At 58.9% G+C, this 15,423-nt stretch carries 10 protein-coding genes and 2 tRNA genes; all 12 read left to right on the top strand.

The window, feature by feature from the left end:
* Nucleotides 1–75 precede the first annotated feature (75 nt).
* The 12 genes from SMD27_RS19990 (at nucleotide 76) to tkt (ending at nucleotide 15,423) form a co-directional block, all read left to right on the top strand.
* A tRNA-Leu gene (locus SMD27_RS19990) sits at nucleotides 76–160 on the top strand.
* 73 nt (nucleotides 161–233) lie between these two features.
* Complete coding sequence (tig, locus tag SMD27_RS19995) at nucleotides 234–1,571, top strand: trigger factor (RefSeq protein WP_320510202.1); 1,338 nt, start codon at nucleotides 234–236, stop codon at nucleotides 1,569–1,571.
* A gap of 189 nt (nucleotides 1,572–1,760) precedes the next feature.
* Nucleotides 1,761–2,411, top strand: a complete 651-nt coding sequence (gene clpP / locus SMD27_RS20000) for an ATP-dependent Clp endopeptidase proteolytic subunit ClpP (protein WP_320510203.1) — start codon at nucleotides 1,761–1,763, stop codon at nucleotides 2,409–2,411.
* A 242-nt stretch (nucleotides 2,412–2,653) separates the two neighbouring features.
* Nucleotides 2,654–3,925, top strand: coding sequence for an ATP-dependent Clp protease ATP-binding subunit ClpX (clpX, locus tag SMD27_RS20005; protein WP_320510204.1), 1,272 nt, complete (start codon nucleotides 2,654–2,656; stop codon nucleotides 3,923–3,925).
* 453 nt (nucleotides 3,926–4,378) lie between these two features.
* The gene (lon, locus tag SMD27_RS20010; RefSeq protein WP_320510205.1) at nucleotides 4,379–6,787 is read left to right on the top strand and encodes an endopeptidase La; all 2,409 of its coding nucleotides are present in this window, start codon (nucleotides 4,379–4,381) and stop codon (nucleotides 6,785–6,787) included.
* Between the two features lie 164 nt (nucleotides 6,788–6,951).
* Complete coding sequence (locus SMD27_RS20015) at nucleotides 6,952–7,224, top strand: HU family DNA-binding protein (protein ID WP_320510206.1); 273 nt, start codon at nucleotides 6,952–6,954, stop codon at nucleotides 7,222–7,224.
* A gap of 130 nt (nucleotides 7,225–7,354) precedes the next feature.
* Nucleotides 7,355–7,430: transfer RNA gene (locus SMD27_RS20020), tRNA-Val, on the top strand.
* Nucleotides 7,431–8,548: 1,118 nt separating this feature from the next.
* A complete protein-coding gene (tal, locus tag SMD27_RS20025) occupies nucleotides 8,549–9,634 on the top strand; it encodes a transaldolase (RefSeq protein WP_320510207.1) in 1,086 nt (361 codons plus the stop codon).
* Nucleotides 9,635–9,692: 58 nt separating this feature from the next.
* The gene (gene pgi, locus SMD27_RS20030; protein WP_320510208.1) at nucleotides 9,693–11,330 is read left to right on the top strand and encodes a glucose-6-phosphate isomerase; all 1,638 of its coding nucleotides are present in this window, start codon (nucleotides 9,693–9,695) and stop codon (nucleotides 11,328–11,330) included.
* Nucleotides 11,330–12,262: a 2-deoxy-5-keto-D-gluconate 6-phosphate aldolase domain-containing protein gene (locus tag SMD27_RS20035; protein WP_320510209.1), complete on the top strand. Its 933-nt coding sequence runs from the start codon at nucleotides 11,330–11,332 to the stop codon at nucleotides 12,260–12,262. Before pgi ends, SMD27_RS20035 begins: the two co-directional genes overlap by 1 nt.
* Before the next feature lie 30 nt (nucleotides 12,263–12,292).
* Complete coding sequence (gene gnd, locus SMD27_RS20040; RefSeq protein ID WP_320510210.1) at nucleotides 12,293–13,309, top strand: phosphogluconate dehydrogenase (NAD(+)-dependent, decarboxylating); 1,017 nt, start codon at nucleotides 12,293–12,295, stop codon at nucleotides 13,307–13,309.
* Between the two features lie 56 nt (nucleotides 13,310–13,365).
* Complete coding sequence (gene tkt, locus SMD27_RS20045; protein WP_320510211.1) at nucleotides 13,366–15,423, top strand: transketolase; 2,058 nt, start codon at nucleotides 13,366–13,368, stop codon at nucleotides 15,421–15,423.

A 15,423-nucleotide genomic window follows, 5' to 3' on the forward strand; every position in this document is an offset into this window, starting at 1 on the left:
TGACCGCGCTGGGATACACCGCCCCCCGACAATGGCGTGCGTTCCGTCGCGGGATGTGCGGCAGCCGTCCAGCGCGCGGGCGTGGCGGAATTGGTAGACGCGCCGGATTTAGGTTCCGGTGACGCAAGTCGTGTGGGTTCAAGTCCCTCCGCCCGCACCAACTGGCGATGCCCGCTTTCAGCAATGATGCGCGTCCGTCTGGGAGCCCTTTCTTCTGAGGACAGAGTATTTCGATGCAGGTCACTGAAACCAATACCGATGGCTTGAAGCGCGAATTCAAGATCGTCATTCCCGCACAGCAGGTGCAAAGCCAGGTGGACGACCGTCTGCGTGAACTCAGCGGTCAGGTGAAGTTGCCCGGTTTCCGCCCCGGCAAGGTGCCGCTGTCGCTGCTCAAGCAGCGCTATGAGCAGTCGGTGAAGGGTGAAGTGCTGGAGCGGGCGGTGCATGATGGCTCGCACAAGTTGATGAACGAGCACAATATCCGCCCGGCCGGTCTGCCGAAGGTGGAGATCGTGAAATTCGAGGATGGCGGCGACCTGGAATTCTCCGTCGCGCTGGAAGTCATTCCCGAAATCACACCGATGGATTTCAAGACGGTCAGCCTGGAAAAGGTGACGGTCGACGTGCCTGAAAGCGAAGTCACCGAGAGCCTTGAGCGTATCGCCAAGCGCCAGCGTCAGTCGGCGCCGGTGGAAAATGACCGCCCGGCTGAAAAGGGCGATGTCGTCGTGATCGATTTCCTCGGCCGCATCGATGGCGTGGAATTCGCCGGCGGCAAGGCTGAGGGCCAGTATCTCGAACTCGGCTCCAGCATGTTCATCCCCGGCTTCGAGGACCAGCTGATCGGCGCCAAGAAGGGCGACAAGAAGGTGGTGAAGGTGCAGTTCCCGGCCGATTACGGCAATGCGGAACTGGCCGGCAAGGAGGCGGAATTCGAAACCACGGTGAACGAAGTCCGTGAAATGAAGGACGTGCCGGTCGATGACGAATTGGCGAAGTCACTGGGCCTCGACAATCTCGACGCGCTGAAGAAGTCCGCGCGCGAGCAGATCGAAAAGGAATACGGCTCGATCGCCCGCGCCCGCACCAAGCGCAAGCTGCTCGACGTTCTCGCCGACAAGCATGACTTCGAATTGCCGGAAGGCCTGGTCGAAGCGGAATTCAGCGCGATCTGGCAGCAGATCGAAAACGACATGAAGAACGACCGCCTGGAAGCGGAAGACAAGGGCAAGAGCGAAGAACAGCTCAAGGCCGAATATCGCGACATCGCCAAGCGCCGCGTGAAGCTCGGCCTGCTGCTTTCGGAAGTCGGCCGCATCAATAATATCCAGGTTCCGAATGAGGATTTGACCCGCGCCGTAATCGCCGAGGCGCGCCGTTATCCGGGTCAAGAAAAGCAGGTCATCGACTACTTCCAGAAGACGCCGGAAGCGCTCAACCAGCTTCGTGCGCCGATCTATGAAGACAAAGTCATCGATTTCATCCTCGATCTGGCCCAGCTCAGCGAGCGCAAGGTGTCGCCGGCTGATTTCGCCCGGGAAGAGGAAGAGGCCGCCAAATCGGCTTGATCTCGCGGTCTTGCAACTCGGCTCGGTGATACCGATATCGAGTAGCGGATTACGAGCGTCATCAGGGATCGCCATTGCGCTCCCGGGCCGGGCTTCTATGATCGTCGGCGGTCGCGAGTCGTCGCGACCGCCGAATTTCTGTCCGAAATCGGCGGCATGTTGGCGTAGTTTGGAGTTCAGGAGAGGGCGATGAGAGACAGGGATCCGATCGAGATTTACAACAACATGCTGGTGCCGATGGTGGTCGAGCAGACCAATCGCGGCGAACGGGCCTATGACATCTATTCGCGCCTCCTGAAGGAGCGGATCATTTTCATCGTCGGCCCGGTGAATGACGGCATGTCGAGCCTGGTCTGCGCCCAGCTCCTATTCCTGGAATCGGAAAACCCCAGCAAGGAAATCTCGCTCTACATCAATTCGCCGGGCGGCGTCGTCAGCTCCGGCCTCGCGATGTATGACACGATGCAATATATCCGTCCGGAAGTGTCCACGGTCTGCATCGGCATGGCGGCCTCGATGGGCTCGCTGCTGCTGACCGCCGGCGCCAAGGGCAAGCGGTTCAGCCTGCCGAATTCCAAGATCATGATCCACCAGCCCTCCGGCGGCTTCCAGGGCCAGGCGACGGATATCGAAATTCACGCCCGCGAAATCCTCAAGACGCGCGACCGGCTGAACAAAATTTATGTTCATCATACCGGCCAGGAGCTGTCGAAGGTTGAAGGCGCGATGGAGCGTGACAACTTTATGGAACCGGATGAAGCAAAAGCTTTCGGGCTGATCGATGAAGTCGTGCTGGAACGTCCGAAGAACGCCGATGATCGAACCGGCGATCGGACGTGATCGGAACTTTAACGATTTCACAGGGGTTTAACCCCTAGACTTGACAGACGGTCCGGACTCCAGGTGCCGGACCGTTTTCGCTTCGGCCGGCGTGAGGGCGACATCAATTGGCCGACGGCGACAGGGCCGACGGGCTTAACCGACTGAGTCGGAAAAAGCCGTTGTGTTCCTGAAATTACCGGGGCTAACATGACAAAAAGGCTGCGGTCGTGTCGATCGCCGGCCAACTTGGATGGATCAGGATGAATAGTAAGGCCAGCGGCGGCGACTCGAAAAACACTCTCTATTGTTCGTTCTGCGGCAAAAGCCAGCACGAAGTCCGGAAGCTAATCGCCGGTCCGACGGTCTTCATCTGCGACGAATGCGTCGAATTGTGCATGGATATCATCCGTGAAGAACACAAGACGACGCTGGTGAAATCGCGCGATGGGGTGCCCAGCCCGAAAGATATCTGCAAGGTTCTGGACGATTACGTGATCGGCCAGGATCATGCGAAGAAGGTTCTCTCCGTCGCCGTCCACAATCACTATAAGCGCCTGTCGCATGCCGGAAAGAACAACGACGTCGAGCTGTCGAAGTCGAATATTCTGCTGATCGGCCCGACCGGCTGCGGCAAGACGCTGCTGGCCCAGACGCTCGCGCGCATCATCGATGTGCCCTTCACCATGGCCGATGCGACCACGCTGACCGAAGCGGGCTATGTCGGCGAGGACGTTGAGAATATCATCCTCAAGCTGCTGCAGGCCGCCGATTACAATGTCGAGCGTGCGCAGCGCGGCATCGTTTACATCGACGAAGTCGACAAGATCAGCCGCAAGTCGGACAACCCCTCGATCACCCGTGATGTGTCGGGCGAGGGCGTGCAGCAGGCCCTGCTGAAGATCATGGAAGGGACGGTTGCCTCGGTACCGCCCCAGGGCGGCCGCAAGCACCCGCAGCAGGAATTCCTCCAGGTCGACACCACCAATATTCTCTTCATCTGCGGTGGCGCCTTCGCCGGCCTGGAAAAGATCATTGGCGGTCGCGGCCGGGGCGGCTCTGCCATTGGCTTCGGCGCCGATGTCCGGGGGCCGGACGAACGCCGCGCCGGCCAAATCCTACGTGAGGTTGAACCGGAAGATCTGCTGAAATTCGGCCTCATCCCCGAATTCGTCGGCCGCTTGCCGGTCGTCGCGACCTTGGACGACCTCGACGAAGCTGCGCTGGTGCAGATCCTCACCGAGCCGAAGAACGCGTTGGTGAAGCAGTATCAGCGCCTGTTCGAGATGGAAGACGTGCGGCTGGAATTCGCCGAGGATGCGCTTTCGGCCATCGCCCGCAAGGCGATCGCCCGCAAGACCGGCGCGCGCGGTTTGCGCTCGATCCTGGAATCGATCCTGCTGGAACCGATGTTCGAGCTGCCCGGCCTGGACGGGGTCGAAGGCATCGTGATCAGCCGCGAAGTGGTGGAAGGCGGTGCGAAACCGCTTTACATCTACACCGACCGTCGTGGCGATGTGGGGGCTGGCGCTTAAGCCATCCAAACGAGACGTGATTAAGCGATGCGCGGCGATTTGCCGCGCATTTGCTTTGTGGATAACCCTGCTGTGGATAACCGCATAACCCGAAAATTGTTAGGGCCTTGCAATTTGTGACTGGCGCCGGTCCGCTCCGCGCTTGGCTGACAGGTTGACCAGAACTTGACGGGACGCAGCTATCACCCAACATGTTAACGTGACTGCCGAGGCGACTGGTGGAATTCTTCTCAGTCGTTGACTGTGCCGGTTTCCGGCGCGGATCGTGATACAGGCGGAGACCTTTTCCGTCTCGACACTTGGCTCGATCGACTCCGATCGCTGCTGTTTACGACATCTTCAACCTCTCAACGACAGGATGCCATCAATACTTGAGGCATTCGGGTGCTGAAGGTTGCGGGATTGCCGGGCGAAGGGGTAGTCTCGTTTTGGATCTAACGATTGAGAAGAATCATGCAGGAAACGCAAACATCGTCGTCGCAATATCCGGTTCTGCCGTTGCGTGACATCGTCGTGTTCCCGCACATGATCGTGCCGCTGTTCGTCGGGCGCGAGAAATCGGTGCGGGCGCTGGAAGATGTTATGAAGGATGACAAGCAGATCCTGCTCGTCACTCAGAAGAATGCGGCGCAGGACGATCCCAGCTCCGATGACATCTTCACCGTCGGCACGGTCGGTACCGTCCTGCAATTGCTGAAGCTACCGGACGGCACCGTGAAGGTGCTGGTCGAAGGCGGGCATCGCGCCGTCATTCAGCGCTTCGTCGCCAACGAAGAATTCTTCGTCGCCGAAGCCGTGGCGATGCAGGATGCGAATGGCGAAGGCAAGGAAGTCGAAGCGCTCGCCCGTTCGGTGATTTCGCAATTCGAACAGTATATCAAGCTCAACAAGAAGATTCCGCCGGAAGTCCTGGTCTCGGTCAACCAGATCGACGATCCCTCGAAGCTGGCGGATACGGTTGCTTCGCATCTCGGCCTGAAGATCAGCGACAAGCAGGAATTGCTGGAACTGATTTCGGTGACCGAGCGGCTTGAGCGTGTTTATGCCTTCATGGAAGGCGAGATCGGCGTTCTGCAGGTCGAGAAGCGCATCCGCAGCCGCGTCAAGCGGCAGATGGAGAAGACCCAGCGTGAGTACTATCTGAATGAGCAAATGAAGGCCATTCAGAAGGAGCTTGGCGAGGGCGAGGACGGCAAGGATGAAGTCGCCGAACTCGAAGAGCGGATCAAGAAGACCAAGCTCAGCAAGGAAGCGCGGGAAAAGGCCCAGGCCGAAGCGAAGAAACTGCGCACCATGAGCCCGATGTCGGCGGAAGCCACGGTCGTGCGCAACTACCTCGACTGGCTGTTGTCGATCCCCTGGAACAAGCCGACCAAGGTCAAGAAGGATATCAAGCTTGCCGAGAAGGTCCTCAATGACGATCACTACGGTCTGGAAAAGGTCAAGGAGCGCATCCTTGAATACTTAGCCGTGCAGCTGCGTCAGAAAAAGCTGAAGGGCCCGATCCTGTGCCTCGTCGGTCCCCCAGGTGTCGGCAAGACCTCGCTGGGTAAATCGATCGCCAAGGCGACCGGCCGGAACTTCGTGCGCATCAGCCTCGGCGGCGTGCGCGACGAAGCGGAAATCCGTGGCCATCGCCGGACCTATATCGGTTCGATGCCGGGCAAGATTATCCAGGCGATGAAGAAGGCGAAGTCGTCGAATCCGATGTTCCTGCTGGACGAGATCGACAAGCTCGGTGCCGATTGGCGGGGCGATCCGTCCTCGGCCCTGCTGGAGGTCCTGGATCCGGAACAGAATGTCAATTTCAACGACCATTACCTTGAGATCGACTACGACCTTAGCGATGTGATGTTCGTCACTACGGCCAACAGCCTGCGCATGCCGCAGCCGTTGATGGACCGTATGGAGATCATCCGGCTCTCGGGCTACACCGAGGATGAGAAGGTCGAGATCGCCAAGCGCCACCTGATCCAGAAGCAGATGAAGGATCATGGCCTGAAGAAGACCGAATGGGTGCTGTCGGAGGACGCCATTCGCGATCTCGTGCGCTACTACACGCGGGAAGCCGGCGTGCGTAGCCTGGAGCGCGAAATCGCCAATCTGGCGCGTAAGTCGCTGAAGGAGATTCTGCTGAAGAATCTCAAGAAGGTGACGATCAACCGCCGCAACCTGGCGAAATATGCCGGGGTCCGGAAGTTCCGCTACGGCGAAGCCGAGGCGGAAGATATGGTCGGTGTTGTGACCGGCCTCGCCTGGACCGAAGTCGGTGGTGACATCCTCACGATCGAAGCGGTCATGGTGCCCGGCAAGGGCAAGGTGATCGCCACCGGTAAGCTCGGCGATGTCATGAAGGAATCGGTGCAGGCCGCCGAATCCTACGTGAAGTCGCGGAGCATCGAATTCGGCATCAAGCCGACGATCTTCAACAGGAAGGACATCCACGTGCACGTGCCGGAAGGCGCGACGCCGAAAGATGGTCCGTCTGCTGGCGTCGCGATGGCGACAACCATCGTCTCGGTGCTGACTGGCATTCCCGTGCGTCGCGATGTTGCGATGACCGGTGAAGTCACCTTGCGTGGTCGTGTTCTGCCGATTGGCGGCTTGAAGGAGAAATTGCTGGCGGCCTTGCGGGCCGGCATCAAGATCGCCTTGATCCCTTCGGAAAACGAAAAGGATCTCGCCGACATTCCGGAGAATGTGAAACGTGGTTTGGAGATCATTCCTGTCTCCTCCGTCGATGAAGTGTTGAAGCACGCATTGACAAAACCATTGACGCCGATCGAATGGATCGAACCGGCCGATGTGGACCCCGTTGCCACCAACAACAAAGAAGACGACCGCAGCATCGTCACGCATTGATCTGACATACTGCGACTGCGTCATCGCACTGCGAAGAGCCGCGATTTTCCTGGGGATAATCGCGGTTCTTTCGTTGACGGCGTTTTGGACGGAGCTCTAAAATCGCCGCTTCATCGCGCAGCCGGCGCTTTTCTTTCCTTTCCTTAAAACCAAGGGGGTAACCTGTGAATAAAAATGATCTGATCGCCGAAGTGGCGGAAGATACTGGAATGTCGAAGACCGATGCTGCACGTGCTGTTGATGCTGTCTTTGATGCTGTCACGAAGGCATTGAAGCGTAACCAGGAAGTGCGCCTCGTCGGTTTCGGCACGTTCAGCGTCTCCAAGCGTGACAAGTCCAAGGGCCGCAATCCCCGGACCGGCGAAGAGATCGTCATCCCCGCCTCTAAGCAGCCGAAATTCAAAGCCGGCAAGGGTCTCAAGGACGCAGTGAACTAATCGCGCCGCATCCAGACCGGATCTTTAAGAGATCGCCGGCCGTCGCAAGACGGCCGGTTTTCTTTTGTACAGATCGTGCTATAAGAACGCCCGTAAACCATGACCCGATCGGTTAACGTCATGGTTATGAGGGCGATTAGCTCAGTTGGTAGAGCGCTTCGTTTACACCGAAGATGTCGGCGGTTCGAGTCCGTCATCGCCCACCATCCTTTCCAGAAGCCCCGCATCCCTGAAGCAAGAACAGTTGCAACTGCCTGATCGGGCTGCGTCCCACTCGACGCGCCGAGCTCAGTTTGCTTTTCTCTTTTTCGCGCACTGGACCAGATTTGTACGTAGGGTCGTTGGCGCGATAAGGCTGCAACCGCGGCCGAGCGCTCGGGAGTGATGCGGTGAGGTTAAAGAGACCGCTAGGTCTCAGGCTAGCGCGGTCGAAACTTCCGCCTCGGTCAAGAGAACGTCTCTCGATATCGATCATCGAAGTCATAGATGTTCGTGTTGGATTGATCATGCCTCTAAATGCTCGCGAGCTTAAAAATCGAAATTGAAATCGTCGAGAGACTTCGAAGAGAGATACAGCCTCCATAGCGGCCGCTCAGTCGGGAAGGCTTGGCGAAATTTACCGAGCTTAACGCATCTATACGGTCGAACGGATCGTCATACAGCCAGAGACCTAATCACGCTGGAAAATTCGTTTCATCGGTACTGGCGGTTTCGGCATGACAGGTGCTCGAAAGAGAAAAACGATAGTCATCAGCCTACTTATCCCCGGACGCTGAGAATACGTCGCCGAGAAATTGCTGCGGTCGGTGGAACGCTGTGGCGGCTCGGGCCGTTTAGACAAGCAGACGAGGGGCCCGCCTCATACCGGTTGTCAGCAGCTTCAGAAAAACTGATTTGAAATCGCAGAGATCGATCGGATCGGATTTGGAAATTTTTCGTATAGCTGCTTCAACGCAGTCAACTCGCTGCGTCGAGGCATCCTCTTCGCAGGCTTTCATCTCAGCACCTCTTGTCATTTGCGCTTTCATGTTGGAAATTGGTGTGCAGATCATGCACGCCGCTCTTTTGGAAAGCGGAAACGCTCTTGTCATGTCTCATGGGACCTCCCAGCGCGGGCTCCATGGAAAGTCTGAATTTATTCCGAGCGCGCATTAGTAATGCGGCCCGTTCCTCAACGTTGACGCCGACCTGACGACTCTCTTCGACAATCCTGCGTTGGTGTTAATCACCAATCGAAAGTGTTAACGTTGATGGAGACGTCCGAAATCACGTCAGGAGAGAAAGAACTACCGACCTCCTCGCATTTAGCCAGCAGGTGACGCAAATGAAACCAACGAAGGCGCTCCACAACTTGGGCCAGAGTATCTGGCTCGACAACATCACCCGGGAATTGCTGAACAGCGGCACGCTGCAACGCTATATCAACGAGCTCTCGGTAACCGGGCTCACTTCAAATCCTACGATCTTCGATCATGCCATCCGGAATAGCGCGACCTATGACGGAGACATTTCCAAGAAAGCCTCCTCGGCGAAATCGCCAGAGGACCTGTTCTTCGATCTGGCGCTCGCGGATTTGAGCCGCGCCGCTGACCTGTTCCGGCCTGTTTTCGACCGTACCGATGGCACGGACGGCTGGGTCTCGCTTGAAGTGTCGCCCCTCCTGGCACATGACACCAAAAAAACCCTGGCTGCTGCCCGCGATCTGCATCAGCGTGGCGGCAAGCCCAATCTCTTCATCAAGATCCCCGGTACACCGGAGGGAGTGCCGGCGATTGAAGAGGCGATCTTTGCCGGCGTTCCGGTGAATGTCACGCTCTTGTTCTCGCGCGAACAATATATCGCGGCGGCAGAAGCCTATCTGCGCGGTGTTGAACGGCGTATCGAAGCTGGGTTGAATCCGGCAGTCGCTTCGGTCGCCTCGGTCTTTGTCAGCCGGTGGGACGTCGCGGTCAGCGGGAAGTTGCCGAGCGAACTGACCAATCGCCTCGGAATCGCGATTGCCCAGCGCACCTACAAGGCCTATCGGGAATTGCTTGACTCAGCGCGCTTCCAACGTGCTGCCAATGCAGGCGCACGAGCCCAGCGCCTGCTCTGGGCCAGCACCGGCACCAAGGATCCGCAGGCCTCGGACATCCTCTATGTGAAAGCTCTTGCGGCGCCCTTCACCGTCAACACCATGCCGGAGGGCACGCTCAAGGCTTTCGATGATCACGGCGAGGTCGGTGACGTTCTGGCGGCGGATGGCGGCGATTGTGAGAAGGTTCTCGGCGACATCTCCAAGGCTGGTATCGATGTCGATGCGCTTGCCGTCCGGCTCCAGGAAGAAGGCGCCTCGTCCTTCGTCAAATCCTGGACCAGCCTGATAGCCTGCATGGATTCCAAGAGTAGTGCGATCAGCAAGGCGGGCTGACGCAAGTGGCGGCACCCCGTCTGTCCAATCCTGCAGCAGCATCGGCGAGGGAAAAATCATGAGCGTGGCAGCTTTACGTGTGCGCCCGGCCTGGGCCTTGCTGGAAAACCACTTCCAGAAGATGCAGGGCCTGCATCTCCGCCAGCTTTTTGCGGAGGACGCAAAGCGCGGCGAGAAATTTGCCGTCGAGGCTGCGGGGATCTATCTCGACTACTCGAAGAACCGGATGACCGCCGAAACACTGCAGCTTTTGCTCCAGCTCGCGGAGGAATCGGGCCTACGCGAACGCATCGATGCGATGTTCCGTGGCGAGAAGATCAATGTCACTGAGAAGCGTTCGGTGCTGCATGTGGCGCTGCGTGCGCCACGCGATGCGACGATCATGCATGACGGCGAGAACGTGGTGCCGCAGGTACATTCGGTTCTGGATAAGATGGCGGATTTCGCCGTCCGCTTACGCAGCGGCGCATGGCAAGGGCATACCGGCAAGCGTATCCGCAATGTCGTCAATATCGGCATCGGCGGCTCCGATTTGGGGCCGGTGATGGCCTATGAGGCGCTGCGATATTACAGCGAACGCGCAATGACTTTCCGCTTCGTCTCCAATGTCGACGGAACGGATTTTGCCGAAGCGGTACGCGACCTCGACCCGCTGGAGACGCTGTTCATCATCTCCTCCAAGACCTTCACCACGCTCGAGACGATGACCAACGCACATACGGCGCGCGACTGGCTATTGGCCGGTTTGAACGGCGAAGAAAAGGCCATTGCAAAGCACTTCGTCGCCGTTTCGACCAATACGAAGGAAGTCGCGAAATTCGGTATCGATACCGACAACATGTTCGGCTTCTGGGACTGGGTCGGTGGGCGCTACTCCATGGATTCGGCGATCGGCCTATCGACCATGATTGCCATCGGTCCGGAAAATTTCCGGGCCATGCTCGACGGGTTCCACGAGATGGACGAGCATTTCCGTACTGCGCCCTTCGATCGCAACCTGCCGGTACTGTTGGGCCTGCTCACAATCTGGTATGCCGATTTTTTCGGCGCCCAGACGGTGGCCGTGCTGCCTTACGAGCAATATCTGAAGCGCTTTCCCGCCTACCTCCAGCAGCTCACCATGGAAAGCAACGGCAAGCATGTGACCCTCGATGGCACGCAGGTCGATTATGATACCGGGCCGATCTACTGGGGTGAACCAGGCACCAATGGCCAACATTCCTTCTACCAGCTGATTCACCAGGGGACGCGCCTGATACCTTGCGACTTCATTGCCTTCATGCAGAGCCTGAACCCCCTGGGACGGCATCATGACATGTTGCTAGCCAATGTCTTCGCCCAGACGGAGGCGCTGGCCTTCGGCAAGGTCGAAGAAGAGGTCAAAGCGGAAGGAACGCCGGATTGGCTCCTGCCGCACCGGCTTTTCGCGGGCAATCGCCCATCCAATACCATTCTTCTCGACCGGCTGACGCCGGCCGCGCTGGGCAAGCTGGTCGCCCTTTACGAACACAGCGTCTTTACCCAGGGCACGATCTGGCAGATCGACTCCTTCGACCAGTGGGGTGTCGAGCTCGGCAAGGTACTCGCCCAGCGCATCATCCCGCAACTGGAGGACACCGCCGAACCGAAGCTCGAGCACGACAGTTCGACGAATGCGCTGATCCGGCGTTATCGGAAGCGTAAAGGATCGACCTGATGCCTCGAGGATATGACCGTCCGCTCTACATCCTGCCGTTCGATCACCGCGGCTCGTTCCAGAGCAAGCTGTTCGGTTGGACGTCGCCACTGAGCGCTGCACAGACAGCCGAGATCGCCGGTGCCAAGCAGATCATCTACGATGGCTTTCAGATGGCGCTCCAGGCCGGCGTGCCCAAGGAAAAGGCCGGCATTCTGGTCGACGAGCAATTTGGTACTGCCATTCTGCGCGACGCGCCGGGGAAGGATATTGTCACCGCTTGCCCGGCGGAGAAGAGCGGGCAGGATGAGTTCGAGTTCGAATATGGCGAAGATTTCGGGCGCCACATTCAAGCGTTCGATCCGACCTTTTGCAAGGTGCTGGTACGCTATAATCCGGAAGGCGACCGCGCGCTGAATCAAAGGCAAGCGGTCCGATTGAAACGGCTGTCCGATTATCTCGCTGCGGAGAACCGCAGCCGCTTCATGTTCGAGCTTTTGGTACCGCCGGAGAAGGCGCAGCTCGATAAGTTGAAAGGCGACAAGAAGGCCTATGATCTCGAGTTGAGGCCCCGCCTGATGGTCGAAGCCATCCGCGAGCTGCAGGAGGCTGGCGTCGAGCCGGATCTGTGGAAGATCGAAGGACTAGACCGTCGTGAAGACTGCGAGGCTATCGTGGCGCGGGCGCGGGCCGGCGGCCGCAACCAGGTCAGCTGCATTGTCCTGGGACGCGGGGAAGACGATCAGAAGGTGGGAGAATGGCTTGGGGTTGCGGCACAGGTGCCGGGCTTCATCGGTTTTGCGGTGGGCCGCACCGATTTCTGGGACCCGTTGGTCGCCTGGCGCGCCAAGAAGGCGACGCGCGAGCAGGGCGTCGCTGAGATTGCGGGACGCTATCGGGCATTCGTGAATGTTTTCGAGACCGCGCGCTCGAGTGCCGCCCGGTCGGCTTGATTGGTTTGGAGCGGAAGGGAGAGCTTACTCATGCAACTCGGAATGATCGGTCTCGGCCGGATGGGCGCGAATATGGTGCGGCGCCTCTTGAAAGGCGACCACGACTGTGTCGTTTACGATAAATCCGAAACGGCGGTGGCGGAGCTTGCAAAGGAGAACGCCGTCGGCACCGGATCGTTGTCGGAGTTTGCCAAGCGCCTGACGAAGCCGCGTGCAATCTGGCTGATGGTACCGGTCGGTGCAGTAGATAAGGCCATCGCCGATTTGCTGCCGCATCTCGATCGCGGCGATATTCTGATCGATGGCGGTAATTCCTATTACGTCGACGATATCCGCCGCGCCAAGGAGCTGACGGCGAAAGGCATTCATTATGTCGATGTCGGAACCAGCGGCGGCGTTTGGGGTCTGGAGCGCGGCTATTGCATGATGATCGGTGGCGAGACCGATGTGGTGAGGTCGCTCGATCCGATCTTTGCCACGCTCGCGCCGGGCCGCGGCGATATCCCCTCCACACCCGGGCGAGAAAAAGGTGGAACCGCTGAGCAAGGCTATCTCCATTGCGGACCGAACGGCGCCGGGCACTTCGTCAAGATGGTGCATAATGGAATCGAATATGGGTTGATGGCCGCCTATGCCGAAGGCATGGCGGTTCTACACGCAGCCAATGCGGGAACCAGGTCCCGTGCCGTTGATGCGGAAACCACACCGCTGCGTGATCCGGAGCATTATCAATACGATTTCGACCTGGCCGATATAGCGGAAGTATGGCGCCGGGGCAGTGTGATCGCCTCCTGGCTGCTCGACCTTACTGCCGGCGCCCTCAGCCGGGATTCTGCCCTCTCGGAATTCGCCGGCCGCGTGTCCGATTCCGGCGAAGGCCGCTGGACGATCAAGGCGGCGATCGATGAGAGCGTGCCGGTTCCGGTGCTCTCCTCCGCTCTTTTCGAAAGGTTCAGTTCGCGCGGCGAAGCGGATTTCGCCGACAAGATGCTTTCCGCCATGCGCTATGCCTTCGGCGGGCATTTGGAAAAGCTGGCGAAATCCTAGCAGCTCTATTCAAGTAGTTCTTGGGGGCATCGGCACAGGAATCTGGAGTAACCGGCATGTCTGAGAACGATATCGACCTTTTGGCGATCAACACGATCCGAACCCTCTCCATCGACGCGGTCCAACAAGCGAAATCCGGCCATCCCGGCACGCCCATGGCGCTAGCGCCCCTGGTCTATACGCTCTGGAACCGTGTCATGCGTTTCGACCCAAAGGATCCGATCTGGCCTAACCGGGACCGCTTCGTTCTATCCAACGGCCATGCTTCGATGCTCCTCTGGTCCGTGCTGCATCTGACGGGAACGATGGCGGTGAATGCCGAGTATGAAATTCTGGGGAAGCCGTCAGTCACCCTTGACGACATCCGCCATTTTCGCCAGCTCGAAAGCAAGGCGCCGGGTCATCCGGAATATCACCTGGTCTCGGGCGTTGAGACCACCACGGGTCCGCTGGGACAAGGTATTGCCACCAGTGTCGGCATGGCAATCGCCAGGAAATGGCTGGGCAGTCGTTACAATCGATCCGGCTTTGAGGTCTTCGACTACAACATCTATGCGGTTTGCGGCGATGGCTGCTTGATGGAAGGTGTCGGATCCGAAGCGGCCTCGCTGGCCGGGCATCTTGGCCTCGACGATCTGTGCTGGATCTATGACAACAACCACATCAGCATTGAGGGCAGCACCCGCATTGCCTTTACCGAAGATGTCGCCGCCCGCTTCCTTGGCTATCACTGGAACGTGCTGAGGGTTGGCGATGCCAACGATCTTGAGCGGATCGAGGACGCGCTTGCGGTGTTCCGCAAGACGAAGGGGCGGCCGACCCTGATCATCCTCGATAGCCATATCGGCTATGGCTCGCCCAACAAGATCGACACGGCCGCGGCCCATGGCGAACCCCTGGGCGAAGATGAAATTCGGCTCGCCAAACGCGCTTACGGCTGGCCGGAGGATGCCAAGTTTCTCGTCCCCGACGGGGTGCGCGAGCATTTCGACGATGGAATCGGCCGGCGCGGCGCCGAAGCGCGCAGTCGGTGGGAACAGCTTTTCGAGACGTACCGTTCCCAGTTTGCCGACCTCGCCACGGAGATCGATCAGATGCAGCGCCGTGAGCTGCCCCAGGGCTGGGACCGCAACCTCCCCAGCTTCAAGGCCGATCCGAAGGGTATCGCGGGACGCGACGCATCGGGCGAAGTGTTGAACCAGCTTGCGCAGAACATACCTTGGTTCCTGGGCGGATCGGCGGACCTCGCGCCCTCGAACAAAACCAGGCTGAAGTTCGAGGGGGCGGGCGATTTCGAGGCCACGACGCCCGAAGGCCGGAACCTGCATTTCGGTGTCCGTGAACATGCGATGGCGGCAATCGTCAACGGGCTCTCGCTGTCGAAACTCCGGGCCTTCGGAGCGACCTTCTTCATCTTCAGCGATTATGCACGACCCGCCATCCGGCTTTCCGCCATGATGGAGCTGCCCACCATCTTTGTCTTTACCCACGACGCCATGGGCAATGGCGAGGATGGGCCGACCCATCAGCCGGTGGAACAGCTCGTCTCGATGCGGGCCATTCCGGGGCTGGTCGTGCTCCGCCCAGGTGATGCCAATGAGGTCACCGAGGCCTATCGCTACATCTTGCAACTGCGGCACCAGCCAGCCGTGCTCGCACTGACGCGCCAAGCCCTGCCGACCTTCGATCGCAGCAAATATGCTTCGGCGGCGGGTCTCGCGCGTGGGGCTTATGTGATGGCGGATTCGCCCGGCGGTCCGCCCCAGGTCATCTTGATCGGTTCGGGCAGCGAGGTCCCCCTCGTGGTCGACGCCTATGAGACCCTGACGAAAGAGGGAATTCGCGCGCGTGTGGTCTCGATGCCTTCCTGGGATATCTTCGAACATCAGCCTCAGGCCTATCGAGACAGCGTATTCCCTCCGGACATCAAGGCGCGCGTCGCGGTGGAACAGGGATCTGTCTTGGGTTGGGATCGCTATGTCGGCGCGACCGGCCAGATCATCGGCATGAAGACCTTCGGTGGCTCCGCGCCTCTGAAGGAGCTGCAGCGGAAATTTGGTTTCGAGCCCGAGCGGATCGTCGCGGCAGCGAAGGAAGTGCTCGCGCAGAAATAG

Origin of the sequence: Dongia soli (assembly GCF_034044715.1) — a bacterium.
GTDB classification, from domain to species: Bacteria; Pseudomonadota; Alphaproteobacteria; order Dongiales; family Dongiaceae; genus Dongia_B; species Dongia_B soli.